Source organism: Lentisphaera profundi (assembly GCF_028728065.1).
Lineage (GTDB): Bacteria > Verrucomicrobiota > Lentisphaeria > Lentisphaerales > Lentisphaeraceae > Lentisphaera > Lentisphaera profundi.
Genome location: NZ_CP117811.1, coordinates 2,554,220 through 2,579,974, shown reverse-complemented (window position 1 = coordinate 2,579,974; position 25,755 = coordinate 2,554,220). Strand labels below are relative to the sequence as shown.

Here is a 25,755-nt window from a genome sequence, read left to right as displayed (position 1 = left end):
CCTGTGCTACAAACCTTTTAAACAAAAAAATCCCGCAAGTCAATGACTTGCGGGACTCAGAGCTAGAATAAAAAGAGCTTAGCTGAAGAAAGACTTCATTGCGTCGCCGATATCAGAAGGTGATTGCACCATCTTGATACCACAGTCCTTGAGGTACTGTACTTTTTCTGCGCCCGTACGGTCGCCGCCACCAACGATTGCGCCAGCGTGGCCCATGCGTTTGCCGGGAGGAGCCGTAAGACCAGCGATGAAGCCGACTACGGGTTTCTTATAATTTTCTTTGATCCAAAGAGCTGCTTGCTCTTCAGCGTCACCACCGATTTCACCGATGAGAACGATACCTTCAGTCTCAGGGTCTTCTGCGAAGAGTTTTACAACGTCAAGGTGCTGAGTACCATTGATGGGGTCGCCACCGATACCAACACAAGTTGTTTGACCAAGGCCAGCTTTGGTGATTTGATCAACTGCTTCGTAAGTAAGTGTACCAGAACGTGAAATGATACCGATCTTACCCTTTGAGTGAATGTCAGCAGGCATGATACCGATTTTGCCGATACCAGGAGTGATAACACCAGGACAGTTAGGTCCGATGAGACGAGTCTTGCTGCCTTTCATAGCGTGCTTAACTTTCATCATATCGAGAACAGGGATACCTTCAGTGATACAAATCACGAGATCGAGTTCAGCTGCAACAGCTTCGAGGATCGCATCTGCTGCGAAGGGAGGTGGTACGAAAATAACAGAAGTATTAACTTGCTGCTTTTCTACTGCTTCAGCAACGCTGTCGTAAACAGGAGTGCCATCAAGATCTTGTCCGCCTTTACCAGGAGTTACACCAGCGACAACAAAGTTGTCCATGTAATCCTTCATGAGACCTGTGTGGAAAGCGCCTTGTGAGCCAGTGATACCCTGAACAACGACGCGAGTTTTTTCTGTAACTAGAATAGCCATTATATAATTTCCGCGATTATTTTTTTGCTACTGCAGCAACAACTTTTGCAGCAGCTTCGTTGAGTGATTCAGCTGTCTCGAAAGTGAGGTCAGACTGAGCGAGTAGAGCTCTACCTTCAGTAGAGTTTGTACCACTGAGGCGGATAACGATTGGCAAAGTAATGTTACCAATGTTCTTAACAGCTTCAATAACACCCTCGGCAACGAGGTCGCAACGAACAATACCACCGAAGACGTTGATGAGAATACCTTCAACGTTGGGGTCTTTGAGGAGAATACGGAAAGCTTCTTCTACACGTGCAGGAGTAGCAGTGCCGCCAACATCGAGGAAGTTGGCAGGTGAACCGCCAGAGATTTGGATCATGTCCATAGTTGCCATAGCGAGGCCGGCACCATTTACCATACAAGCGACGTTACCGTCGAGCTTGATGTAAGCGAGGTCGTGCTTAGAAGCTTCAACTTCCAAAGGCTCTTCTTCTTTTTCGTCACGAAGTGCAACGATGTCTTTTTGACGGTAGAGAGCGTTTGAATCGAAGTTGACTTTACCATCGATAGCATAGATTTTGTCATCTTCTGTTACAATGAGAGGATTGATCTCTACGATAGAGCAATCTTTTTCGATGAACATGTTATAGAGGTTCTGAGCGATACCAGCAACGATACGTGCGTTCTTGCCTTTGAGCTCGAGAGCAGCAGCAACTTGACGACCGATGTAAGGCCAGCAGCCTACAGAAGGATCTACTTTGATTTTAGCGATTTTTTCAGGAGTGCTTTCAGCAACTTCTTCGATGTCCATTCCGCCTTCAGTTGAAGCGATGATGAAAGGGCATTGAGTCGCACGGTCGATAGTAATTGCGAGGTAGTATTCTTTAGCAATATCTAAACCAGGAACGAGGATGATTGTACTTACGTGACAGCCTTCAGGGCCAGTCTGGTGAGTGACAAGATCCATGCCGAGGATATTATTAGCGTGTTCAACAGCTTTTTCGGGAGTCGGAGCAAATTTAACACCGCCGCCTTTACCGCGTCCACCAGCGTGAACCTGAGCTTTAACTACACACTGACCGAGTTCAGTTGCATATTCTTTAACACCTTCGATTGAATCGAAAACTTTTCTTTCAGTAACAGGGATACCATATTCTTTAAAAAGATCCCTAGCCTGGTATTCGTGAATAAGCACAGTTATTCTCCTAATTTATGTACATTTTAAAGTCGCAAATGCAACATAAAGCAATGCGCTCACCTTACTAATGGGAGCGCAGAGAAATTCGCGAGAATTTATGTCAGAGTTTAATTACTTTTTTAATTGAAGCTTAGGTTTAGGCTTCAAGTTGGGGTCAGTAATAAGGCTAGAAGGGGGTTCTTCGGCATTAGAGTTCTGCTGTACTGGGGGCGTTAGTCCACCACTAGGAGGAGCAAGGCCACCACCAGGAGGAGTTAAACCGCCTCCGGGAGGAGTGAGAGGAGCTTTTGAAGAGTTGCCTGGGCGTGCATTGCTAGTGGATATAGTTTGGCTACGCGCAGTTTGTGTCGTATCAGTTGAGAGGGTCTCGGGTTTATCAATTTCTTCGGGGCTGAAGAAATTAGAAGCATTACCGGGTTTATTTTTTGAAAAGCTGATACTTTTCTTTTGTATTTTAGCGCCATCGCCATCGCTATCGCCATCGCCACGACTGGCTTCAGCTTGTTGACTGAGGCTGGGGCTAGGACGGTCGATGTGAGTTTCTTCCCCAGGCATTTTAGTAGAGGGAGCGGGAGCAGATACGCCAGTGATCTGATCAAGTGTGACTTTGTTGCGTTTAAACTTCCCATTGATTTTATCTTTGAAGAGAATGTAAACAACGACTAAAAGACCTAGGAAAACAATTGCGCCAATAGCAAAAATTTGAAATCCTGCGAGAGAACCCTCTCCAGATGAATCATCAGAGGAAGTAGGCTTTTTCAGGGCTGCTTTTGCTGCGCGTTTTGCTGCCGCAATTTTTGCCGCCGCCTCTTCTTCTTCGGCAAGTTTCTGTAACATTAGTTCTTGCTCTTTAAGTTTATCTTCTTCACTAAAGGCATCACCCTGTAGCTCAGCAATGCGCTTAGCATTTTCGATTTCTTCATTTTTCTTGTCTAGTCGAGCTTGTGCGATTTTTTGAGCTTCTGCATTTTTTGCATCGTTAAGACGATTAGCTTCTGCTTGTATAGCATTTGCTTCGGCTTGGAGTTTTTCATTTTCTATATTTTGCTTTTTGGTAAGGAGCTGGGCCTTGTCATTAACTCTGGAAGTAATGAGGTCGCTAATGAGGTGCCAAGTATGGTTTATGTATACAAAACCATTTTTTTCATTTTGAGCAATGAGTTTATCTGCAATGGGCTGTACGTTTTTGTTGAGAGTGATATTAAATGAGTAGCGTTGTTTGGCTATAAGAGTATCGATATATTTTTGTCGGTTAGTTTTGACTTTATCGGGAAAAAAACTGTCTCGAAGAGCGGGGTCTAGTATATTTTTAATGGCGTACTGACCACTGAATCCGACAAAAAGAAATTCTCGAGTGATTCTTTTGATTTTCCCTTTAACGGCAACTTTTCTGAAAGGGTCATAGGTGAATTCAACGTAATCACCTTCATTATATATAGGGAAGGTTTCTACGGCATCTTTATTAAGTTGCTTGACGTCTAGTTTAGGGTGGAGTTTTAAAGTATAAGCTCTTGCCTGTTTGTTGGCCTCAGTGGCTATGTCTGTTATAAGAGCGGTTTTATCACTAATAACAATGCCAGGACTATTGGCTAGAACGTCATCCAATGTTTTTTCAATAATGATGGCGGGATTTTCAACGAACAGCTGATTAGGGAATTTAGTTAATTGAAGAAAAATTGCTTGGTTTATTTCCGCACTTTTTTCTGCATTGATGATAATTTCCAAGGCGAAAGTAGAAGATGTTAAGAAGGAGAAAAATAAAAGGGCTAAATGAAAGTGCTTTGTCATGTATGAACCGAATATATTAAAGAATAGAAATTGAATAAGTAAGTATAAATGAAAATCAATTACTTTGCCAGTCGAAAAGGTCTGGAGAATTATCACTTAATGAATTTGAATTAGATTTCAAGGATTTTTTTATGTTTTTGATATAGGTATTGCCTGTTAAGTCCTCTAAATCATTTAAGATGGAGTCTGCCCGTTTAATAACGGATTTTGGAATTCCAGCTAATTTAGCGACGTAAATACCGTAACTTCTATCAGCTGCACCTGCTTGGATTTTATGTAAGAAAATAATTTTACCTTTGTTTTCATGCACGGCGACACACCAATTTTTCACCTTCGGTAAGCTCGCTCCGAGTTTAGTAAGTTCGTGGTAGTGTGTAGCAAATAAAGTAAGGCAGCCAGTCTCGTGTAAATGTTCGGCTATTGCCCAGGCTAAACTTAGGCCATCGTAAGTTGAAGTGCCACGACCAATTTCATCTAGGATGACTAAGCTTCGAGAGCCGGCGTTATTGAGGATATTGGCGGTTTCAACCATTTCGACCATAAAAGTACTTTGTCCACGACTTAGGTCGTCAGCGGCCCCGATGCGGGTGTAAATACTATCAGTGATGCCGATTTCAGCTTGAGAACAGGGAATGAATGAGCCCATTTGTGCCATGATAGTGAGTAAAGCGACCTGGCGGATATAGGTAGATTTACCGGCCATATTGGGGCCCGTAACGAGATTGATAGAGGCTTGGTGATCATCCATTTGAGTATCATTAGGGACAAATGTGCCAGCATCAATGGCTGCTTCGACAACGGGGTGGCGGCCGTCTGATATGTCAATTTTCTTTTCAGTGCAAAGAGCAGGACGGGTATAGGAGTGTTTTAATGCCACGTAGGAGAGATTGGCAAGGCAGTCAAGTTCAGCAAGAGCTTTGGCGGTAATTTGGATCGCTTTAGTTTTTTCAGTCACCATTAAACGCAATTCTTGGAATAGTTCATACTCTAGAGCTTTGGCTTTTTCCTCTGCACCTAAAACGGAATCTTCGATTTCTTTAAGTTCGGGGGTGATGTAGCGTTCCGCATTTGCAAGGGTCTGTTTGCGAATGTAGGATTCAGGGGCTTGAGCCGAATTGATTTTTGATAGTTCAATAAAATAACCAAAAACACGATTGTAGCCAATTTTAAGTTTTTTAATGCCGGTACGTTCTTTTTCTTGAGCTTCAAAGCGGGCTAGCCAAGCTTTGCCTTCGCGACTTCCCTTACGGAAGTGATCAAGCTGCTCATTATAGCCATCACTGATAATGCCTCCATCTTTTAGCGTGGCGGGAAGTTCTTCGCTAAGGGCATTAAGCAAGAGCTCGGTTAATTCAGGGAAACTATAGAGTCTACTTTTAATGTCAGTTAAAAGATCTGAGTCTACATAAGCAATTATACTTTCTATATCTGGGATGGCTTTTAATGCCCAAGTAATGGTTTGAAGCTCCCTTGGGTTAGCGGTGCCTAGATTAAGTCGAGTCAGAATACGTTCAATGTCCCTAACGGTACGAAAGCTTTCTCGTAGTTCCTCAAGAAGCATCTGGTCAGAGCAGAATGAGCTAATTGTATCTTGGCGTTGACTGATTTTTTCGATATTGGTTAATGGACGCAAAAGCCAGTCGCGCAATAAGCGGCTACCCATGGGCGTAGAGCATTCATCAAGTACAGAGATAAGTGTGGAATTTTTAGAGTCTCGAAAAATAGGATCAACGAGTTCTAAAGTACGTTGAGAGACGCGATCGATGATCATGCAGTCATTATTTTGGATTAAGCTTAGGCTGGTAATGTGATCTGCAGATCTTTTGAGATTGGTGAGTACGTAGTCGAGGAGTGCGCCAGCGGCCGTTATGGAGCTTGTTTGATTCCGGCAGCCAAAGCCTTCGAGAGTTTTGACAGCAAAATGTTTGAGTAAGTTTTGTTGAGCTAAATCCGAATCAAACTGCCAAGAAGCTATAGGGCTGATGCTTGTGGCATCAGGAAGAGCGAAGGGGAGATCATGAATGTTGAGATCTTCAGCTACAATGAGTTCAGACGGATTGGCACGATGGAGCTCAGCTTCCAAGCTATGTGGGTCGTTGTGTTCTATGATACGAAAGTCGCCAGTGGATAAATCTAGGAATGCTAAGCCTGTATTTTTTTTACCAACATGAATGGCGGCTAAAAAATTGGCCTTAGAAGAACGTAAGACATTATCTTCAGTTACAGTGCCAGCTGTAATGACTCGGGTTACTGCTCGTTTTACAATGCCTTTAGTTGTCGCAGGGTCTTCCATTTGTTCGGCAATCGCGACTTTGAGCCCGTGTTCTAGTATTCGTGGCAAATAATTATCTAGAGCGTGATAGGGAAAGCCTGCCATTGGGATGGTATTTCGACGAGTCAAAGTGATGCCCATGATCTCAGAACCACGTTCAGCATCTTCAAAAAATATTTCGTAGAAATCACCTAAACGGAAAAGCAGTATGGTATCATCCGTCAATCCCTCTTTTGCGTCAAGGTATTGACGCATCATCGGGGTTAACTTTACATTTTGTGCCGAAGCTTTAGCCATTTAAAGGCGGCAAGTTCTAATATCAGTTGCGATAATGCCTTTGGCGCCGAGAGCTTCTAGTTGATCCATGCTGGAGTTAATTTCGCCACTAGGAATCATCGCTTTTACGCCTTTCCATTCAGGATCATGAAGAGCAGAAATGGTAGGTGACTCTAGGCCAGGTACGATTTCACAGGCTGCTTCAACTTTGTCGCTTGGTATATCATATTCAAGCATGACGTATTGTCTAGCAACAATGATGCCACTTAGACGTTTGATAAAAGCTTTAGCGGATGTATTCGCTTCCAGATTTTTGTCTGCAGAAATAAGGATGGCTTCTGAGTGTAAGATGACATCACCAACTGTTTTGAGGCCGGCTTGCTTGATAGTTGTACCAGTTTCGACCACATCGGCGGCTGCGTCTGCAATACCAAGTTGGATTGAGATTTCAACAGCACCATCAAGTTTAACAATGTCGGCATTGATATTGTTGGCTTTGAGGTGATTTCTCACTAGAATAGGATATGAGCAAGCGATTTTTTTGCCTTCAAACATCTCAAGACCAGGGAACTCATCTTGGCCAGGGATAATGTAACGCATGCGAGATTTTCCGAAGCCAAGGGCGAGAGTCTCGTCGATGTTGTCGAAGTTTGTATCTTGTACAATATCTCTACCTGTGACGCCAAAAGTAAAAACACCACTTGATACATAAGCAGTTATGTCTTTTGGACGGAGAAAATAAAATTCTACATTGTTGGTATAGTCGGTGCAGACTAGTGCTTTTGCACTACGGCGAATTTTGTAGCCAGCGTTTTTTACCAAGGCAATTGCGCCCTCTGAAAGAGCGCCTTTATTTGGAAGAGCTATTTTGAGCATGTGTTATCCTAATGAATTTATTGAACATCATAATTTTGAAGAAGATAAGTCTATTCATAAAACTTTCTAGCAATTCATCTCTATTTCCTGAATATAAAGAATTTATTTGAGAAGGCAATGGGCGTGCTTCGTATGATTGAACTATTAGAAATTGTACATCGCTTGGTTATATGATCTCTTTAATTTTCCTTGAATACAGCTGCTTTGTCAATATGTGATATGTACTCTTGAAGTGAAACGCAAAAAAGCGCAGCCTAGATGGCTACGCTTTTTAATGTATCTTAAACTTGTTGGTGTTTAAGCTTCGATGTTAACTTCTTCCTCTTCAGGTGCACCATCCTTTTTTAAGATAGTTTTTACTCTATCTAAAATGGTGGTTTCTAGTTTTTCATCAGACTTGATAGCGTCTTTTGATTGCTCGCGACCTTGGCCAAGTTGGCGTCCTTCGAATGAGAACCAAGAGCCTTTTTTACTGATGATTTCGAGCTCAACGGCGACATCGAGGATAGAGCCAGCGCGGCTAATACCTTCGTTGTACATGATATCAAATTCAGCTTTGCGGAAAGGTGGGGCAATTTTGTTTTTAACAACTTTAACTTTGACACGGTTACCAAGTACTTCTCCAGCAGGATTTTGGATGACTGCAGCACGACGGATTTCCAGGCGTATTGAAGCATAAAACTTAAGTGCTTTACCGCCTGGAGTGACTTCTGGATTACCGTACATAACGCCGATTTTCTCACGCAATTGGTTGGTAAAAATAAGGCATGTGCGAGTTTTGTTGATCGCACCTGCTAAGCTTCTAAGTGCAGATGACATTAAGCGTGCTTGTAAACCTACGTGGCTATCGCCAATTTGGCCGTCGAGTTCAGCTCGTGGAGTGAGTGCTGCGACGGAGTCAATTACGAGGACGTCAACAGAGTTGCTTGAGATTAAAGTTTGGGCAATGTTGAGTGCATCTTCACCGCAATCTGGTTGTGAAACGAGCAAGTCTTGAGTGTTGACTCCGATCATACGAGCATATTGGGGGTCAAGAGCATGTTCGGTATCAATGAAAGCGCATGTGCCACCAGATTTTTGTGCATTGGCAATGGTATGTAAGCATACGCTTGTTTTACCTGATGATTCAGGGCCATAGATTTCGATGATACGGCCGCGTGGCATACCGTAGACGCCTAGTGCCATGTCTAGTGCAAGGGCGCCAGTAGATATAACGGATACATCTGAATGTGGCTTATCGCCTAACTTCATGATTGCGCCGCTGCCGTATTCCTTGTTGATTTGACTGATAGCAAGACTGAGGTTGCGTTCGCGATCTTTGTTTTCTGTATCTTTTTTAGCCATGACGATCTCCTAATGAAGTTTGATTAATAATTACTAACTAATAAAATATAGGCATATATTTAATAGTGTCAATAGTCTTTAGTGAAATTATTTCTGTTTAATTTGTAAGCGCAGCTGATTTAGAGAGTGGCTGACACTGTGTTGTCTGATCATGTTGCGGTCTCCGCGAAAAACACATTTTTCTACCTTGATTGCCGTTGGAGTGAAACTTGCGATGTATACGAGTCCTACTTGTTTTTCTTCTGATCCTCCATCGGGACCAGCGATGCCTGTAATAGCAATGCCACAATCGACTTTGTATTTGTTGCGAAGGCCTTCGGCCATGGCGTAAGCGCATTCATGGCTCACCGCACCGAATTTTTTGAGCAAAGACTTTTTTACTTTTAGGTGAAGGTTTTTCCAGTCGCACGAGTAGCTAACAATGGCTCCTGAAACAACATCAGAACTACCTGGAATAGCAGTGAGAGCAGAGCTGACAAGGCCGCCGGTGCATGATTCTGCAGATGCGAAGGTCCATTTTTTGCTACGTGCAAGATGGAGGATTTCTTCTGCGAGGCTTGGTTTATTGAGTATTTCTTGTTTAAAATTAGACTTACAGAGTTTCTCTACTTCTTGAACTTCAATATTTTGCGGTATTCGCAAAGAGAGTTTAACTAAGCCTGGTTGAGCGCAAAAGCCAAAATCTATTTGAGGGTATTCTTCTTTTATGGGGGAGCAGCGTCGTTCAACGGAAGATTCTGTTTCGCCTGCAATAATATAGTTGAGTTGTGTGAAGCTTTTTTTACTATTAATTAAAGCAACAAGTTCATCGTTTAGCATAGGACTGAATTCTGAGGGAGGACCAGGTAGCAGGGCGATAAGTTTCGAGCCGTATTTAATTATTTGGCCATAGGCGAGGCCTGTACTATTATTGAGGAGCTTGGCCGATTCGATGTGTTCGGATTGATTTTTGAGCCACTGTTCTTGAGGAGTGCGTTGGCGCTGTGCCATGAACTCTTCTAGTTCAGTTCGAATTTTTTCAGAATAATTGATCTTTAGCTTTAAAGCATCTGCTACGGCACGTCGAGTGATGTCATCGCTGGTGGCACCAAGGCCTCCGCAGATGATGACGAGTTCATGATTCTCCATGGCAGTAAGGAGAGTTTTTTTGATTAATTGAGTTTCATCAGGAATGGTACTGCTTGACTCAAGTCTCCATCCCATTTCATTCCATTTCATTCCTAGCGTGATAAGATTTGAATTGAGAGTTTGTCCTGATAGGAGTTCGCTACCAGTGAAAATTGCGTGGGTTTTCAAGAATATTTCCTTATTTTTACGTATCTTATGAGCGACTAAAAAAGACTTAATTGAATGATACACCTCTGCTTAGTAAAGAACAATCAAAAGGAATTTCATTTAGCATAAAAAATTACTTGAAATAAGGCTGTAACTCCTGTACTTTGGTCGCGAAAAAAATAGATTAAATTTTAAGGTAAATCAATGAAATTCACAATTGAACGAGATCGTTTAAATAATGCCGTTAAAAAAGCAGGTAGCGTTATTTCTGCACGTCCTACTGTGTCCATCATGGGCCATTTTCTTTTGGATGTACAAGCCAATCACTTGGTGATTACTGCAACTGGTTTAGATCAAATGATCACTCTCACATTAGAAGCTAATGTTGAGCAAGAAGGTAAAGCTACTGTATCAGCAAAAATTCTTTCGCAGTTAGTTCAGCGTTTACCTAATGGCGATGTGTCGGTAAGTTTAGACGAGCGTGGTATGGTCAATGTTGTTTGTGCACGTAATTCATTTAGCTTACAGAGTCTGGATCCTTTACAATTTCCGCTTGAAGGCCGTGAAGAAAGTCGTCGCGAATTTATGATTAGTACCTCACAGCTTTGTGGCAATATTGCTAAGTGTTCTTATGCAGTATCTACTGAAGAAGCCAAAGCACCGATGACAGGTTTATTACTTACTATTACAGACGGAACTTTTACGACTGTGGCCACTGATGGTCGCCGTATGGCCTTAGTAGAAACAGTTATTGGTTCTGATAATTCACTTGATAGTGATTCGATTTTACCTTTGAAAGCAGCACAAGAACTCCCTAAAGTTTTAGAGGGTAGTAGCGATGTGAAAGTTTCTTTAGGTGATACCCATGCAGTTTTTAGTACTGATGATGTTGTTTTTCAGACGAAATTACTTGAAGGTAACTTCCCTAATTACCGCATGGTGATGCCTCCTGGTTTTGAGAACCATGTCACAATGCCACGCGATGAATTTTACGCCGCACTTGATCGTGTATCACAGATACTGGATAAAAATCCTGCAGTGAAATTAGCACTTACGCCAACAGAAGTTTTGGTTTCTGCAATGAATAATGCAGAAGTTGCTGAGAGTCCTATTCCTGCTTCTTATGAAGGTGAAGGCTTAGAACTTTCTTTTAATGCGTCCTTTTTGATTGATCCTTTAAGACATCTTGAGTGCAATAAATTAACTTTGCGTTTCAATGATCGTTTAAGTCCTACAGGCCTTTATGGTGACGAAGGCTTTCTTTATGTGATCATGCCTTTGCGTCATAACTAATTTATGGGATTTATTTCCCGAATTCAGTTAAAAAACTTTCGTAACTATCCCGAGCTTGAGCTAAACCTTGAGCCCGGGATTAGTGTGTTTAGGGGACGTAATGGCCAGGGGAAAACGGCTTTTCTTGAGTCTTTGGGTTTTTTGTCATTACTGCGTTCGATTCGTAGTTCGAATACGCGGCATTTAAAAAACTGGCAAGGCGACTTCTTTAGTCTTCGAGCCTGTCTTGATCGTGTGACTCGGCCAGAGTTAGATTTGAGTGTGTATTATGGTGAGAAGCGCCAATTAAGTCTAGATGGCAATCGTGTTGCCACAACGAGTGACTTTATTGGTGTTGTGAAAAGTGTGGCCTTTATGCCAGAAGATATAGAAATCGTCAAGGGTAGCGCTTCTTGGCGTCGTCAATATATAGATATTCTTCTCTCGCAGTTATCGCCTCATTACTTGCAGTCTTTAAAGCATTATCAAAAAGCCCTTAAAAGTCGCAATCAAGTCTTGAAGCGTGGGGTCAATGTAGAAGTTGAGCTCGATGTTTGGGATGATATTTTAATGGAACATGGTTGCGAAGTTCTCGAGGCGCGTTTGGAGTTGATGCCGAGATTGTCTGATGCGGTTAACTCTCTTGTCAAAAAGATGCTTAAGGAAGATTTTGTCTTAGATTTACGTTATAATAATTCAGTAGCTAAAGGTGCGAGTGATTTACGTGCCTCCTATCGTGAAAAGCTAAGAGAGAGTCGAGAGCGTGATAAGCTTTATCGGGTAACTCACCAAGGTCCGCATCGTGATGATTTAGCGCTTAGTTTAAATGGGCGCTCATTATCACATTATGGATCCGAAGGTCAGTGTCGTTTGAGTTCTTTGATTTTAAAAGCTGCGGCAGTTGAATTATTATTGCCTGTAGAAAAACCAGAGTGTTTGATCTTGTTGATCGATGATGTTTTGGGTGAGTTAGATGAATTTAGTCGACGAGCATTCTTAAAGTGCGTAAGTCGTGGTGATCAAGTTTTTATTGCTTGTACAGATATTCCTGCAGGTTTGGAGGATTATGAGTATACAACATACGAGGTTGATGCAGGACGTGTAGAGCGTCAGTGATTGAGGCACAAAAAAAGCCACTCGAATGAGTGGCTTTTAAAGTGTGTAAAGAAAAAACTATTTCTTTTGAGCGAAACGACGATTGAAGGCGTCAATACGACCTTCCACATCCGCGTTACGAGCAGTACCAGTATAAAACGGGTGACAGTTTGAGCAGATACCAACTTTTACTTCTTTACGAGTAGACTTGATGTCCCAAGTCGTACCGCAAGCACAGCTTACAGTTGCTTCTGTATACTCTGGGTGTATATCAGTTTTCATGTTTATAACCTTTGAATATTATTAAAAAGTGAAATTTAGACGCGTATAATAGCGCGAGTTTATTTCTTGACAAGAGGGATAATAAAAAAATATCCCTCTTGGTCAAGTGAGTTTCTAGTCTTCCATTTCCGCGAGAGCAGCTTTGCGACTTAAGCGCATGCGACCACGGTCATCGATCTCAAGAATTTTTACAGATACTTTATCGCCTTCATTTACTACGTCAGTAACTTTTTCGACGCGGTAATCAGCAAGTTCAGAAATGTGAAGTAGGCCTTGGTTGCCACCAGCGATTTCAACGAAAGCACCAAATTCTTTCACGGATGCAACTGTACCGCGATAGATTTTGCCAGCTTCAGGCTCGAAGCAGTAAGACTCTACTTGTTCGATAGCAGCTTTAAGTGCGATTTTGTCTGCAGTGAAGACTTTGACTGTACCGTCATCTTCAACATTGATTTCAGCGCCAGTCTCTTCACAGATTGCTTTGATGTGCTTGCCACCAGGACCAATAAGAGCACCAATTTTTTCAGGATTGATTTTCATAGCGTGAACTTGTGGAGCGTGATCAGAGATTTCTTCTTGAGCTTTAGCTAGGCAAGAATCCATAACGTCGAGGATATCCATACGAGCAGTTTTGTCGCGCATCATAGCTTCGTACATCATATCGAGCGGGATACCGGCAATTTTAAGGTCGAGTTGGAAACCAGTGATACCGTCACGAGTACCAGCTACTTTAAAGTCCATGTCACCGTAGTGATCTTCAGAACCGAGGATATCAGTAATCATTACGTATTTGTCACCCTCTTGAACGAGACCAACAGAAATACCAGCAACAGCTTTCTTCAATGGTACGCCAGCATCCATGAGTGCGAGTGAACCACCACAGATTGAAGCCATTGAAGTAGAACCGTTAGAGCCCATAACTTCAGAGATAACACGTACAGTGTAAGGGTAGTCAGCAGGCATCATTTTAGCTAGGCAACGCTCAGCGAGGTTACCGTGACCGACTTCGCGGTTACCAGCAGACATGATACGACCACATTCGCCAACTGAGTAGTTAGGGAAGTTGTAGTGAAGGTAGAAAGTTTTGTCTTTACGACCACGAATAGTTTCCATCATCTGAGCTGCTTTCGCATCACCGAGTGTAACTGTAACAAGAGCCTGAGTCTCGCCACGTGCGAAAAGTGCAGAACCGTGAGTACGTGGCATGATGCTGTGCTCAGCACTCAATGCACGGAGATCTTCAGCGGCACGACCATCAGCACGACGACCTTCTTCGATGATGAGGCGACGGATGTTCATTTCTATGAGGTGGCTGTAAGCTGCTTTGAGTTCGCCATGACGTGCTTCGTCAAATTGAGCTTTTAGTGCTTCTTCTACAGTAGCGAATACTGCGTCGAGTGCTTCACCGCGTTCAGTTCTGTCTACAAGAAGACAGCCATCGTCGATTTTACCTGAGATAGCAGTTGCAACAGCAGCTAAGACATCTTCTTCGATTTTGTCAGTAGCGTACTCTTTTTTAGCTTTACCGAATTCCGCTTGGAGTTCGAGCTGAGCTTTCGCCATGATTTCAACTTTAGTGTCAGCATACTTGAGTGCTTCGAAAAGACGCTCTTCTGAAAGCTCGTCACAATCACCTTCGATCATGATTGTTTTACCAGGAGTACCTGAGTAGATAAGCTCGAGTGAGCTGGCTTCCATTTGCTCAGTAGTTGGGTTAACAACGAACTCGCCGTCAACTTGACCAACGCGCATTGCGCCGAGTGGGCCTTTGAAAGGCATGTCTGAAAGCATGAGTGCTGCAGAAGAACCAAGCATTGCGAGTGTATCCGGATCATTCACTTTATCATAAGAGAGAACGATTGCTTGAATTTGAACTTCGTGGTAGAAGCCTTTAGGGAAAAGTGGGCGAAGTGGACGGTCAGTCATACGTGAAGTCAAAATCTCGTGCTCAGAAGGGCGACCTTCACGCTTGAGATAACCACCGAGGAATTTACCTGCAGCAGAGTACTTTTCACGGTAAGCTACCATGAGAGGGAAGAAATCAATTCCTGCGCGAGGTGCAGATGAACATGCAGTTACGAGAACAACAGTTTCGCCTTGAGTTACAGTTACGGCAGCGTTAGCGAGTAAAGCCATTTTGCCGGTTTCAATAGTGATAGGGCGATTGTCGCCGAGATCAACAGTTACAGATCCAATTTTAGACATGTAATAATCCTTATATGTTATGCTCATAAAGAGCGGTTTGTTTTATGTAACCGGGCTGTTGAACCTCTTGAAGAAGACTCCCCGTGGGAATACTCTGCAAGAGACTCAAAACATCACTATAAATGATGCTTCTAGGATCAGTTCCGGTTTTCGGGCTAAAGGTAGTGCGATTGGAGCAAAAAAAAAGGCCTGAATAATCAGGCCTTAGAGAAAAATTAGCGACGAATCTTTAATTTATCAGTAATTTCGATGTAAGCAGCGTGGTTTTCACTGTTAAGGTAACGAAGAAGTTTTTTTCTGTTGTTAACCATAGCAATAAGTCCGCGACTTGTGCTGTAATCTTTTTTGTTCTTTTTCATGTGCTCAGTGAGCTCAGTGATACGTCCAGTAAGGAGTGCTACTTGCACTTCAGGAGAACCTACATCGCCTTCTTTACGTTGAAACTCTGCGATGATTTCTTGTCTTTTTTCTTTAGTCATTCTATATATCCCTATATTATACAGGCTGTTGCCCATCAGTAATAAGTTCTTGTTTATTTGCGAGGCGGCTAGGATATCGCATGCTTCTATCTTTTCAAGTAAGATTGCGGAAATCGCAAATGATTCGCTATAAGTGCAGTATAGAAGAGAAAAATGGGTACATGTGATTTTAAGGATCTAATATGAGCCAAGGCCTTGGTATTGGTAGACCGCGAAGAGGGATCTGTCTTAGATTTATTGCCACTTAAGAACTTAGCCAAAATGGTGACAGTAAAATTTTGATTACTTTGTGCGGTGAAAATACTTTATAAACCGACTTTTTTAGAGTGAAAAATTTGCGATCTTTACAAGTGAGGTATTTAATTAAAAGGTTTACTGGAAGCAGTTATAAAATTTCAATTTAAGGGTGATAAAGTGAAAGAGTTATCAAAAGATGATCGCTTAAAAAAGAATTTGGGTCTTTTTGATGTTTACGCGATATGTACAGGAGCCATGTTTTCGTCAGGTTTTTTTCTGCTGCCAGGTTTAGCGGCGGCAAAGACGGGCTCTTCAGTGGCTTTAGCTTATTTAGTTGCAGGGATATTAATACTCCCCGCCATGTTTAGTAAAGCAGAATTGAGTACAGCATTGCCACGTGCGGGTGGAACCTATTACTTTTTGGATCGTAGTTTAGGTCCTATGTTTGGTACAGTGGGTGGTTTAGGCACTTATTTATCTTTATCTTTGAAGACAGCATTTGCCCTGATTGGGATAGGAGCTTATGCCTCATTTTTTATCGAATTACCTATAAAACCTGTGGCAGTTGCACTTACGGTGGGTTTCGTGTTTATCAATATTACAGGAGCCAAAGAAACGGCTAGTTTACAGCGCTTTCTAGTTGTGATTCTAGTCACAATTTTAAGCTACTTTATTGTTCAAGGTAGCTACGATGTTCTTGCAGTTCAGCCCGAGGAGCTTGTTGCCGAGCGTTTTGATGTTTTTTTTACGAATGGTATGGAAGGTTTTCTTTCAACCGTAGGCTTTGTCTTTGTTTCTTACGCAGGCTTAACTAAAGTGTCGAGTGTAGCGGAAGAAGTAAAAAATCCAGAACGTAATATTCCCCTAGGGATGATGTTATCATTAGTTTCTACAACAATTTTTTATGTCCTAGGAGTTATGGTCATGGTGGCCTTAATTGATACAGCAGAGTTTTATCAAGACTTAACGCCCGTGGCGACTGCGGTAAGTAAATTTGATACTTTTATTCCGCAAAATATTTTAGTAGGATTTATTGTTATTGCGGCACTTTCTGCTTTTTTCTCGACGGGAAATGCGGGAGTGATGGCCGCATCTCGTTATCCTATGGCAATGGCAAGAGATAAACTATTGCCTGATGAATTGGCTAAGTTGGGGAAGTATAAAACTCCGACTTTGGCGGTGGTGTTGACTGGTGTGATCATGATCGGTTTTATTATATTTTTGGATGCAAAAGGTATCGCAAAGCTTGCGAGTGCTTTTCAGTTACTTATTTTCATGTTGGTTAATTTGGCAGTTATTGTGATGAGGGAAAGTCGCATTGAAAGTTATGATCCTGGTTATAAATCACCATTGTATCCTTGGATGCAAATTGCGGGGATGGGGATTTCAGTAGTTTTAATTATTTATATGGGTTGGATGGCGATTCTTTTTACAGTAGGAATGATAGCACTGTGTTTGGTTTGGTACTTTCGTTATGCTCGAAAAAGAGTGTCCCGTACGGGGGCAATTTGTCATTGGTTTCAGCGCTTGGGCAAGAATCAATACGATGAATTAGATCAAGAGTTTAGAGGGATACTTAAAGAAAAAGGATTACGGCAAGATGATCCTTTTAATGAAGTTGTAGCACGGGCTCAATTTTTAGAGATTGATAAAGCTGAAACTTTTGAGTTAGTGATTAAGGAAGCTTCAAAAATGTTGGCGGAGAGATTAAACGTAGATGCGGCAAAGCTGGAAGAGAGTTTTCTGGAAGGAACACGTACAGGTAGGACTCCGGTTACGAGAGGAGTGGCATTACCACATATGCATCTAATGGGTATTGATAGACCAGAAATGGTGATAGCGCGCTCTAAGTCGGGGATGCAAGTCGATATTTTTGATGTCATGGGCGATGAAATGGAACAAGAAACTTTCGCTATTTTTCTTTTAGTAAGTCCTGAAGGTAATCCAGGCTTACATTTGCGAATGCTTGCAGAACTTGCTAATCGTATTGATCAGGATGACTTTCTCTCTCGTTGGAATGAAGAGCCTAATTCAGCCCACCTCAAACAGCTATTGTTAAATGATGGTCACTACATGACTTTATCTTTGAAAAGCAATAATGGGTCACAAAAGTTTATAGGTAAAGCAATAAAAGAATTAGGTTTGCCAGAGGGTAGTTTAGTTGCTATGATTCAACGTGGTGGACAGAGGTTAGTGCCAAGTGGAAGTACTATTTTAAAAGAAACAGACCGACTTATTATAATAGGAGAACCCAAAATACTTACAAAGCTGCGAGCGCTAATCGAATCATAGAGTAGGACATAAAGTCTCGCTCCGCAAAAGAAATATCGTGATGCTAAGTATCTGGGAGGGGGGTCTGTCTCCATCAAGTTATATCTCTCAACTTTTATTGCTGTTATATTATTAAGTAAGAATTGTCATTAAATCTGGGTATTTTTTACTTGGAGGACTTCAGAAAAAACGTGCCTTAAATATTTAAGGCAGCTCAATATACTTGTGAAAATAGAGGATTATTCTTGTATAGTACCAGTGTAGAACTCTACGCCACGGTAACTGACAATATAGTTTAAATCAGTTCTATTGACATCAAAAGTGATGGCATCGCCATTTTCGAATTCGAGATGCAGTTTGGCTTCAGTTGAACTGATGCGTTCAATTTGCGCTTTGTCGATATTTTCAAAACCCATTTTTTTGACTTGTTCCATGGGGATATCAACTAAAGGGCTTCGTCCGTTAATGGGGTTCTCTCCAGTCCAAAACTCAACCGAGTTAAAAATAAGTAAGTCAAGGATGATGGAAACGGGATATATGAGCGTTAGCCATAAACCTAAGAACCAACCTTCGCGACCCCAGCGGTGTTCAGTAGCTTCTAAGTTGAAGCGTACAACATTCGAAGTCATGCCATTGTGACCCATGCAACCACATAGTGTTAAAGCAGCTAAAAATGTATAGGTGATTTTTTTGATCATTTGCGAACTCCTGCGTAGTGCGGTGGCTGCATATTTTGTCCGACTTGTCCTTCAAAGAACTGTTTTCCCATTAAGCTTACGGTGTAGTGATTACCATCGCGTATGACATCAAAGGTGACATGATCTCCGTTGGGGAAATTGATGTGAAGTTTAGCTAGAGTGGGGTTGATACGCTCAACTTGAGCCATGTCAACTTCCTTAAAACCCATCTTTTTAACTTTTTCCATGGGTATATCTACTAAGGGACTGTTGCCATTAATCGGATTTTCTCCTGACCAAAATTCAATCGAGTTAAAAATAAGTAGGTCGAGAACACCGCATATTCTATAGACCCAAAATATATTTAGGCCTAGGAACCAGCCTTCACGGCCCCAACGATTCTCTGTCGTTTCAAGATTGAATTTTTTTACTTTTCCCGTTAAGCCCATAGTGCCCATGCAACTGCTTAAGAATAGGGGTAAAGCAAGTAAACTAAGATATTTCTTCAAAACAAATACTCCTTATATGCCTACACGATAAAGCTAAGGACGTTCAAATCCTCATTTTTTTCGATTAAAAAGAAGTTAATTTTAGCTAAGGTATAGCTTTAGAAGGACTAAGTCTTTAGAAGTGAAAAGGAGAGATACGGTTACTTCACTTTTTGGATAAACACATAATTAAAGCATGTACCTTTAATTTTGACGCAGAGTTTCTAGGGAAGGCGCATTAAATATCTCTTTAGAGCTAAGGTAGCCAATACAGAGTGTAATTATCATGAGGCTGAGGTTAGCCAGTAATAGGATATTTATATTGAAGGGAGGGGTGTTATCAAAAACAAAATGGCCAATGAGGTGATTGCAGGCATAGGCGATGAAGCATCCGATGTTGGCGCTTAAAATGGCTAAAGAAAGGAATTCGGCAATTAAAATTTTACGTATTTGTCGCTGGCTCGCCCCCATGATTTTGAGTAAGACCGATTCTTTTTGACGTTGATTTTGACTGAGTTTTAAGGTTGAGATTAAGATGACAAAACCTGTTAAAATACTGAAGCCTGCCATGAAACGTATGGTGAGGCTGAGCTTATCCAGGAGGCTTGTAAGAGTTTGTATCACTAAGCTTAAATCTAAAAAAGAGATGTTAGGAAATTTTGTATTAATAGAAGATTGAAGCTTGTTCGTTAATATGGGGTCACTTGAACGAGAAACGATCACTTGCATTTGAGGTGCGTCGTTGAGTGGGCCTTCGGGAAAAACAAAAAAGAAGTTTGGGCGCATTTGCATCCATTCGACTTCGCGTACAGAGCTAATGGTACAGGGTAATTCGATGCCTGATAGTTCAAAGTCCACGGTGTCGCCAATTTTTAAATTAAGTCTTTCCATCATCCCTTCTTCAATGGAGACGGGGATGCGTTCGCTTTCAAAATCACCACTAAAATGGGGGACAAAGTTGCCTTGGATGAGTTTCTCTGTATCAAGGATTTTGTTTTGGTAGGTACAGCGATAGGTGCGTGTGAGGGTCCATAGAGGGCTCCGTTGATCTTTTGGTAGCTTATCGCGATTGGCAATGATTTCTTTGATTTTCAGACCATTAATTTTTCTTAAGCGTAAATCAATGATGGGAACATCTTGGATGATGGGAACGCCCGATTTTTCTAGGAGCTGTTTTAAATCCTTACTTTGGTCATGCTGGATATCAAATAATACGAAATTCGGTGCGGTTTCCTTGCTAGTTTTATTGACTTGGTAGAGCAAGTTTTCTCGGAGCAAGAAGAGTAGGGAGATGACAAAAACACCAGCACCTAAAGAGATAATTAGGATGTGACTTTGATTATTCGGACGGTAGAGATTTTTGAGACCTTGGCGAAGCGTGAATGGCAGGAAGTGAGGGAATAGTTTTTTTATTGAAAGTAGAAAGCCTTTTGCGCAAACAGAGAGACTAAGAATAATTACTAAGAGTACACAGGCGCTAAGAAAGCCGGTTTTTGGATTAGTGGATGAGATGATCGAAAGGCCCATAAGTGAGAGCGTGCAGAGTAGGTAGAAAATAATTTTAAACTTATTGTTTGTCTGGTAGGAGATAGTTTCCGGACGTAAGCCTTGAGAAGGGTTTAGTTCAATAAGTTTTTGTAGAGATGGCAATGCGGCGAGTGCGGTAATCAGAGTTCCAGAAACCAAGCCGAGCAGCATACTGAAGGGATTGATGCTTACCGCGATTTCAAAGGGTAAAAATTGGCCTATAACCTGAGGGAGTAGGAATTGAATGGCGATACCTAGGCATACACCTAAGGAGGAACCTAGGATTCCCAAGAGTAATACTTGTAGTAGATATACCGAGAAGACCTGACTACTTTGCGCTCCAAGGCACTTTAGGATAGCTGCATTTTTTAGTTGCTTGCTGACATAGACGTGAATGGCACTGCCCACGCCTATAGCCCCTAAGACAAGGGATAAAATTGCGCTGATATTTAAAAAAGAAAAAAGATTGGAACTAATTTTACGTATGCGTTCTTGTCGACTTACCGAGGTTTCGACCCGGACGGCATTGAGGTCTGCCTGTGCTTTGATGTCCGCAACTAACTTTTCATTGGGTCCTTCTTCTTTAAAGACAAAGTGTCGAAGGTATTGAACCCGACTACCAAATGCAATGAGTTGAGTGCTTTCTATGTCGCTGAAGGGAATAATTATTCTGGGTGCGAGCTCGGAAAGTGCGCCGCTCTCTCCTGGGAGTGAGTCGAGTTGGGCCGCGATTGTAAAAGTACTTTGGCCTAAACGTATTTCATCTCCAATTTTTGCTTGATACTGGAGTAGTAAAGAAGCTTCAACTAAACATTGCTTATCGTTCAGGAAATTGGCGCCTCCAGATGGAGTACTTTTCATTTCTCCGTAGAGTGGGTAGTTCTTGGGTAGGGCACGTACTTGAATGAGCCGAGGGGCTTGTGATGAGTTTAAAAACTTTGCCATTCCCGCAAAGCGCCATTCCTGCAAAGGAGTACTCATTTTTGAGTCGAGCTCATCTAACCATTGGGGGTCAAAAGGGAAACGGGATTTGAGTGTGAGGTCGGCTCCGAGTAGAGAACGTGATTGTTCATCAATAGAAGCTCGGACGGTTGTTGAAAATGAGTGGATAGAGACTAATGAAGCAATGCCGATAGAGATACATATTAGATAGAGCTTTAAATGTTTTTTTTCACTATGCCATTCTCGCTTGGCCATAGTCCAAGTCCAAGAACTAAAAAGATTTTTTAAAACAGATATAATCATGCAGTGATTTGCCCGGCATTCATTTTTAAGGTGCGCTGGGTTTTGGCTGCTAGTTCAAGATCATGAGTGACAATAACTAAGCTGGTAGAGTGTTGTTTATTGAGTTCAAAAAGTAAATCTTGGATAGTTTCAGCCGTATGGCTATCTAAGTTGCCAGTGGGTTCATCAGCAAAGAGTATCTTCGGTTGATTTATAAAAGCACGAGCAATGGCAACACGCTGTTGTTCCCCTCCAGAAAGTTGGTTAGGGAAGTGCTTGATGCGATCTTGTAATCCGACTTGCGTAAGCAATTCAATCGCTCGTGACTTATTACTTTTATTGACTTGCCCTTGGAGCTCAAGGGGGACCATTACATTTTCTAGAGCAGTTAAGGTAGGCATGAGATGGAATGACTGAAAGATAAACGAACTTTGCTGAAGTCGCAAAAAGGCACGTTGATCTTCGCTCATTTTAGCTAAGTCTTGCCCGCAGAGAATGATTTCACCTGAGTCAGGGCTATCTAAGCCTGCGCAAAGGCCCATGAGGGTAGACTTGCCACTGCCTGATGGACCAGTGATAGCGATGGACTCCCCTTCTTCGATAGAAAAACTCACACAGTCGAGAACCTTGAGTTCTTTTTTATTTAAAAAATAACTTTTACTGAGTTCTTTTACTCTAAGGATGGGTTGGCTCATTATCTCTACCTATATCTTTAATGGATGGCTTATTATATTCGAGCTATAACTGAAAACACTTTTGATTGAATGAAAAAGCAAAAATAGTAAGTGACAGAAAAAAAGCACTAGTGATTAGCTAGTGCTTTATAATATTAACCGCGGTGTTTTTTTGAACGACGCCAAGCTTTCTTACGGTCTTTAGCTAGTTTCTCTTTAATCTCACCAGGGAGACCGCCGTTTTCGCGAAATTTTTCTTGTAAGTGAGTTCTTTCGCGATATTCGATTTCTATGGGGATTCCGGAGAGGCCAAACGCATTACGGAGAGTTTTCTCAATGAAGCGTTTGTAGTGATCCTGGCAATAATCTTTCTTATTACAAAAAAGAATAAAATGAGCCGGAGGATTTTTCACCATTGTGGCGTAATAAACTTTAAAGAAGCCTTTGCCAGTAGAAGGTGGCGGAGTACGCAAAACCATATCGTGTAAGACTTGATTGAGTAGAGCAGTGGGGATATCAATCAAAGATTGCTCAAAAATACGTAGACTTGCAGGAAGTAATTCACGGAAGCCGTTGCCATCAACAGCGGAAGTAAAAATAATGGGGCAGTAACGCATGAAGGGTAGGTCGTGATCTAGATCATCTAAAAACTTCTGCTTAGGAGCTTCAGATTTAACTAAATCCCATTTGTTAGCAATGACAATGCAGGGTTTACCTTCTTCTTTTATGGTGTTGGCAATTTTTTTATCGCCATTGGTAACACCTTGAGAAACGTCAATCACAAAGAGAACAACGGTAGCGCGTTTAATGGCGTCCTCAGTTCTCATCATTGAAAATTTTTCGACAAGATTATCGATTTTTCTGAGTTTTTTGACTCCGGCAGTATCAACTAAAAGGCCATTTTTACTTTCGCCTTCGTCATCGAAAGAAAAAGGGATGTCGACTGCGTCGCGAGTTGTGCCTGCTATATCAGAAACGATGACGCGTTCTTCGCCAAGGAGGCGGTTCGCAATAGATGATTTGCCGACATTTGGTCGTCCGGCAAGTGTGATTCTAAGTTCAGGAAGCGCTTCATCATCTTCCTCGTTTGGAGGGAAGTAGGAACATATCTCTTCACGTAGGGTGTCGAGATTTGATTTATGGTTACATGAAATAGCATGAACGTGCTTAAAGCCTAAGGCAGAAAAGGCTTGAGCTTCTTCTTCGAGGTCTAAGTTATCGCATTTATTTACAGCAAGAACAATAGGTTTATCATGCTTGCGTAAAAAGTCACAGACTTCTCGGTCGAGTTCAGTGAGGCCAGCTTTAACATCCGTAAGCATTATCATAATATCTGAACTTTCTACGGCAACTTTGAGCTGCGTACGGATTTGGTCATCCATGAAGTCGACATTTTTTTCATCGCTGAGTACGCCTAGTCCACCAGTGTCGACTAGTTGATAGCGATAGCCATCCCAGCTTACGGGTTGGGCTACACGGTCGCGAGTTACGCCGCACTGTTCGTGGACAATAGCGATACGCTTTCTTAATAAAGTATTAAATAGCGAGGATTTACCTACATTTGGACGTCCCACGATAGTGACGGTAGGAAGTTTGCTAGTTTTGGTTTGCATTCTCATTTTGAATCTCCTTTAAGCGAGGCAGAATTTCTCTGCATTATGCTTTAAGCGTTTAACGCTTTCTTCTTTGCCAATGAGTGCGAGTGTATCCATCAGGTCAGCGCCGCCATTGGCAGATGTAACGCAGAAACGTACGGGCTGATTGAGTTTGCCTGGATTGAGGCCAGCATTTTCTGCTGCAGATTTCAGTGTGTTGCCAAGGGCGTCTGGATCATTAAAATCAGTTTCATTAAGGAGGTCGGCACAGGCTAATAGTGCTTGCTTCATGCCTTCTTTACCTAAGATTTTTTTGATGAGCTTTTCGTCATTTGGTTCGACTAGTTGGAAGTAGTACTCCCATGATTCTGATTGTGTAACTAGTTTTGTGCGACTTTTCATTAGTTTCGCAACGGTTTGGAGCAGTTCTTCATTGCCATTATACCATGAGTATGATTGTACGAAGGGAGTTACCAAGGTGATAAAATTTTCGTCACTGAGTACTTCAAGATACTGGCCGTTAAGATTATATAGCTTGTCCATGTCCATTTGGGCGGCTGTGCTTTTAACTTTTTCTAACTGAAAAAGTTTAATTGCATCTTCACGGCTACATTTTTCTTCGTCGCCAGGAGACCAGCCGAGGAGTAAGAGGTAATTGAATAGGCAATCGGAGGTGTAACCTTTGGTGCGAAAGTCGCCAACAAAAGCATCGCCATCACGTTTTGAGTAGGGCTTTCCTTGTTTATTAACGATCATCGGAAGGTGAGCGTATTGAGGAGTTTTTTCGCCTAGAGCTGCATAGATTAAAACATGGCGATATGTATTTTCTACATGATCATCTCCACGGATGATGTGGCTCATGTTTTGTGTGATGTCATCACAAATATTCGCCAAATGAAAGAGTGGTGAGCCATTGGACTTAACAATGACTAAATCTTTCATACTATCTAAAGGTTTGCTGAGTTCGCCTTTAATGAGGTCGGTAAAGAAAACACTATGTCGAGTCCACGTGATTTTTGCACCATTCGCAATTTTAACTGTAGTGTCGCCAGAGATGATGGACGCATAGTTAGAGTTAAGGTCAAAGATTTCCTTGCCATCAGCATCGAAAACTTTTAAATCTTTGTAGCCTGCATGACAAGCTTCCATGGGTACAGCTTTTTGTTTACGTGAAATCGTTGCAAAGCGTACTCCGCCAGCGTCAATTTCGAGCTCAACATCAGCATGCAGAGGAAGCTCTTGTTGGTCGATCTCACGGATGCAGTCATAGTTCTCTAGGTCCCAAGGCATACGGAAGAGTGTGACTTCATTTTCGCCTTTGATAAAACGGTAGGCATGGCCTTTGTCTTGTAGATTTTTGGCGACTTCTAGATGATGTTGCTCTTGTGTACTTTGGTAAAGAGGAGCTTCGTCGTAGTCTAAGTTGAGCCATTGCATGCAATCTAACAAGGCGTCAACAGCTTCTTGTGTACTTCTTTCTTTGTCAGTATCTTCTATGCGCAGGAGGAATTTACCACCGTTATTTCTTGCAAAGAGGTAATTGAAAATTGCGGCACGGATATTGCCTATGTGAACATTGCCCGTGGGAGAAGGGGCAAATCGAACTCTAACTTCACTCATTTTAGTTCTCGTCAATTAAGTTTTGAGTTGAAAATAGAAGGGCGTGAAGCCCTTAGCTAAATAATATTGTGCGCATACATATCACAAGAATGCTTTTTTACCATAGAAAGCACTTGTGAAAATATTTAGAAAATTAAAAGGCCT

At 41.9% G+C, this 25,755-nt stretch carries 19 protein-coding genes; 3 read left to right on the top strand and 16 right to left on the bottom strand.

Features of this window, described 5'->3' with window-relative positions; translation table 11 throughout:
* Positions 1-78: 78 nt before the first annotated feature.
* The 7 genes from sucD to PQO03_RS10530 form a co-directional block, all read right to left on the bottom strand.
* Positions 79-951, bottom strand: a complete 873-nt coding sequence (gene sucD / locus PQO03_RS10560) for a succinate--CoA ligase subunit alpha (protein ID WP_274150227.1) — start codon at positions 949-951, stop codon at positions 79-81.
* A gap of 16 nt (positions 952-967) precedes the next feature.
* Positions 968-2,131, bottom strand: a complete 1,164-nt coding sequence (gene sucC / locus PQO03_RS10555; RefSeq protein ID WP_274150225.1) for an ADP-forming succinate--CoA ligase subunit beta — start codon at positions 2,129-2,131, stop codon at positions 968-970.
* Between the two features lie 114 nt (positions 2,132-2,245).
* Positions 2,246-3,922, bottom strand: a complete 1,677-nt coding sequence (locus PQO03_RS10550) for a hypothetical protein (protein ID WP_274150223.1) — start codon at positions 3,920-3,922, stop codon at positions 2,246-2,248.
* Positions 3,923-3,977: 55 nt separating this feature from the next.
* The gene (mutS, locus tag PQO03_RS10545) at positions 3,978-6,491 is read right to left on the bottom strand and encodes a DNA mismatch repair protein MutS (protein ID WP_274150221.1); all 2,514 of its coding nucleotides are present in this window, start codon (positions 6,489-6,491) and stop codon (positions 3,978-3,980) included.
* Complete coding sequence (gene hisG, locus PQO03_RS10540; RefSeq protein WP_274150219.1) at positions 6,492-7,346, bottom strand: ATP phosphoribosyltransferase; 855 nt, start codon at positions 7,344-7,346, stop codon at positions 6,492-6,494.
* Between the two features lie 297 nt (positions 7,347-7,643).
* Positions 7,644-8,690: a recombinase RecA gene (recA, locus tag PQO03_RS10535; protein ID WP_274150217.1), complete on the bottom strand. Its 1,047-nt coding sequence runs from the start codon at positions 8,688-8,690 to the stop codon at positions 7,644-7,646.
* Positions 8,691-8,777: 87 nt separating this feature from the next.
* On the bottom strand, positions 8,778-9,986 hold the full coding sequence (locus tag PQO03_RS10530) for a nicotinamide-nucleotide amidohydrolase family protein (RefSeq protein WP_274150216.1): 1,209 nt from the start codon (positions 9,984-9,986) through the stop codon (positions 8,778-8,780).
* A 183-nt stretch (positions 9,987-10,169) separates the two neighbouring features.
* Between PQO03_RS10530 and dnaN the strand changes: the two genes are divergently transcribed.
* Both dnaN and recF read left to right on the top strand, forming a co-directional pair.
* Positions 10,170-11,258, top strand: coding sequence for a DNA polymerase III subunit beta (gene dnaN / locus PQO03_RS10525; protein ID WP_274150215.1), 1,089 nt, complete (start codon positions 10,170-10,172; stop codon positions 11,256-11,258).
* A gap of 3 nt (positions 11,259-11,261) precedes the next feature.
* On the top strand, positions 11,262-12,353 hold the full coding sequence (gene recF, locus PQO03_RS10520) for a DNA replication/repair protein RecF (RefSeq protein WP_274150213.1): 1,092 nt from the start codon (positions 11,262-11,264) through the stop codon (positions 12,351-12,353).
* 57 nt (positions 12,354-12,410) lie between these two features.
* On the opposite strand, the gene rpmE is transcribed toward recF, so the two are convergent.
* The 3 genes from rpmE to rpsO all read right to left on the bottom strand — a co-directional run bounded on the left by rpmE (position 12,411) and on the right by rpsO (position 15,298).
* The gene (gene rpmE / locus PQO03_RS10515; RefSeq protein ID WP_274150211.1) at positions 12,411-12,614 is read right to left on the bottom strand and encodes a 50S ribosomal protein L31; all 204 of its coding nucleotides are present in this window, start codon (positions 12,612-12,614) and stop codon (positions 12,411-12,413) included.
* A gap of 114 nt (positions 12,615-12,728) precedes the next feature.
* Positions 12,729-14,819 (bottom strand): polyribonucleotide nucleotidyltransferase, encoded by a 2,091-nt coding sequence (locus tag PQO03_RS10510; protein WP_274150209.1) that lies wholly within the window; start codon positions 14,817-14,819, stop codon positions 12,729-12,731.
* Between the two features lie 215 nt (positions 14,820-15,034).
* Positions 15,035-15,298 (bottom strand): 30S ribosomal protein S15, encoded by a 264-nt coding sequence (gene rpsO, locus PQO03_RS10505; RefSeq protein WP_274150207.1) that lies wholly within the window; start codon positions 15,296-15,298, stop codon positions 15,035-15,037.
* Positions 15,299-15,712: 414 nt separating this feature from the next.
* On the opposite strand from rpsO, the gene PQO03_RS10500 reads away from it, so the two are divergent.
* Positions 15,713-17,827: an amino acid permease gene (locus tag PQO03_RS10500; protein WP_274150205.1), complete on the top strand. Its 2,115-nt coding sequence runs from the start codon at positions 15,713-15,715 to the stop codon at positions 17,825-17,827.
* Between the two features lie 218 nt (positions 17,828-18,045).
* Here PQO03_RS10500 and PQO03_RS10495 read toward each other — a convergent pair whose 3' ends face one another.
* The 6 genes from PQO03_RS10495 to PQO03_RS10470 form a co-directional block, all read right to left on the bottom strand.
* Positions 18,046-18,504 (bottom strand): DUF3332 family protein, encoded by a 459-nt coding sequence (locus tag PQO03_RS10495; protein WP_274150203.1) that lies wholly within the window; start codon positions 18,502-18,504, stop codon positions 18,046-18,048.
* Complete coding sequence (locus PQO03_RS10490; protein ID WP_274150201.1) at positions 18,501-18,992, bottom strand: DUF3332 family protein; 492 nt, start codon at positions 18,990-18,992, stop codon at positions 18,501-18,503. The genes PQO03_RS10495 and PQO03_RS10490 overlap by 4 nt, the downstream gene beginning before the upstream one ends.
* Before the next feature lie 183 nt (positions 18,993-19,175).
* Positions 19,176-21,695, bottom strand: a complete 2,520-nt coding sequence (locus PQO03_RS10485; protein ID WP_274150199.1) for an ABC transporter permease — start codon at positions 21,693-21,695, stop codon at positions 19,176-19,178.
* Between the two features lie 44 nt (positions 21,696-21,739).
* Positions 21,740-22,417, bottom strand: coding sequence for an ABC transporter ATP-binding protein (locus tag PQO03_RS10480; RefSeq protein ID WP_274150198.1), 678 nt, complete (start codon positions 22,415-22,417; stop codon positions 21,740-21,742).
* A gap of 134 nt (positions 22,418-22,551) precedes the next feature.
* On the bottom strand, positions 22,552-24,015 hold the full coding sequence (gene der, locus PQO03_RS10475) for a ribosome biogenesis GTPase Der (protein ID WP_274150196.1): 1,464 nt from the start codon (positions 24,013-24,015) through the stop codon (positions 22,552-22,554).
* Between the two features lie 12 nt (positions 24,016-24,027).
* Entirely contained in the window at positions 24,028-25,611 is a 1,584-nt protein-coding gene (locus PQO03_RS10470) for a glutamate--tRNA ligase (RefSeq protein ID WP_274150194.1), read from the bottom strand.
* Positions 25,612-25,755 lie beyond the last annotated feature (144 nt).

What these genes read in the sequence shown, in the direction of transcription:
- PQO03_RS10495 (WP_274150203.1), bottom strand. Translation starts at nt 18,504, where the DNA reads ATGATCAAAAAAATCACCTATACATTTTTAGCTGCTTTAACACTATGT.
- hisG (WP_274150219.1), bottom strand. Translation starts at nt 7,346, where the DNA reads ATGCTCAAAATAGCTCTTCCAAATAAAGGCGCTCTTTCAGAGGGCGCA.
- PQO03_RS10480 (WP_274150198.1), bottom strand. Translation starts at nt 22,417, where the DNA reads ATGAGCCAACCCATCCTTAGAGTAAAAGAACTCAGTAAAAGTTATTTT.
- PQO03_RS10510 (WP_274150209.1), bottom strand. Translation starts at nt 14,819, where the DNA reads ATGTCTAAAATTGGATCTGTAACTGTTGATCTCGGCGACAATCGCCCT.
- PQO03_RS10485 (WP_274150199.1), bottom strand. Translation starts at nt 21,695, where the DNA reads ATGGCCAAGCGAGAATGGCATAGTGAAAAAAAACATTTAAAGCTCTAT.
- der (WP_274150196.1), bottom strand. Translation starts at nt 24,015, where the DNA reads ATGAGAATGCAAACCAAAACTAGCAAACTTCCTACCGTCACTATCGTG.
- PQO03_RS10550 (WP_274150223.1), bottom strand. Translation starts at nt 3,922, where the DNA reads ATGACAAAGCACTTTCATTTAGCCCTTTTATTTTTCTCCTTCTTAACA.
- sucD (WP_274150227.1), bottom strand. Translation starts at nt 951, where the DNA reads ATGGCTATTCTAGTTACAGAAAAAACTCGCGTCGTTGTTCAGGGTATC.
- PQO03_RS10470 (WP_274150194.1), bottom strand. Translation starts at nt 25,611, where the DNA reads ATGAGTGAAGTTAGAGTTCGATTTGCCCCTTCTCCCACGGGCAATGTT.
- rpmE (WP_274150211.1), bottom strand. Translation starts at nt 12,614, where the DNA reads ATGAAAACTGATATACACCCAGAGTATACAGAAGCAACTGTAAGCTGT.
- mutS (WP_274150221.1), bottom strand. Translation starts at nt 6,491, where the DNA reads ATGGCTAAAGCTTCGGCACAAAATGTAAAGTTAACCCCGATGATGCGT.
- rpsO (WP_274150207.1), bottom strand. Translation starts at nt 15,298, where the DNA reads ATGACTAAAGAAAAAAGACAAGAAATCATCGCAGAGTTTCAACGTAAA.
- dnaN (WP_274150215.1), top strand. Translation starts at nt 10,170, where the DNA reads ATGAAATTCACAATTGAACGAGATCGTTTAAATAATGCCGTTAAAAAA.
- recA (WP_274150217.1), bottom strand. Translation starts at nt 8,690, where the DNA reads ATGGCTAAAAAAGATACAGAAAACAAAGATCGCGAACGCAACCTCAGT.
- recF (WP_274150213.1), top strand. Translation starts at nt 11,262, where the DNA reads ATGGGATTTATTTCCCGAATTCAGTTAAAAAACTTTCGTAACTATCCC.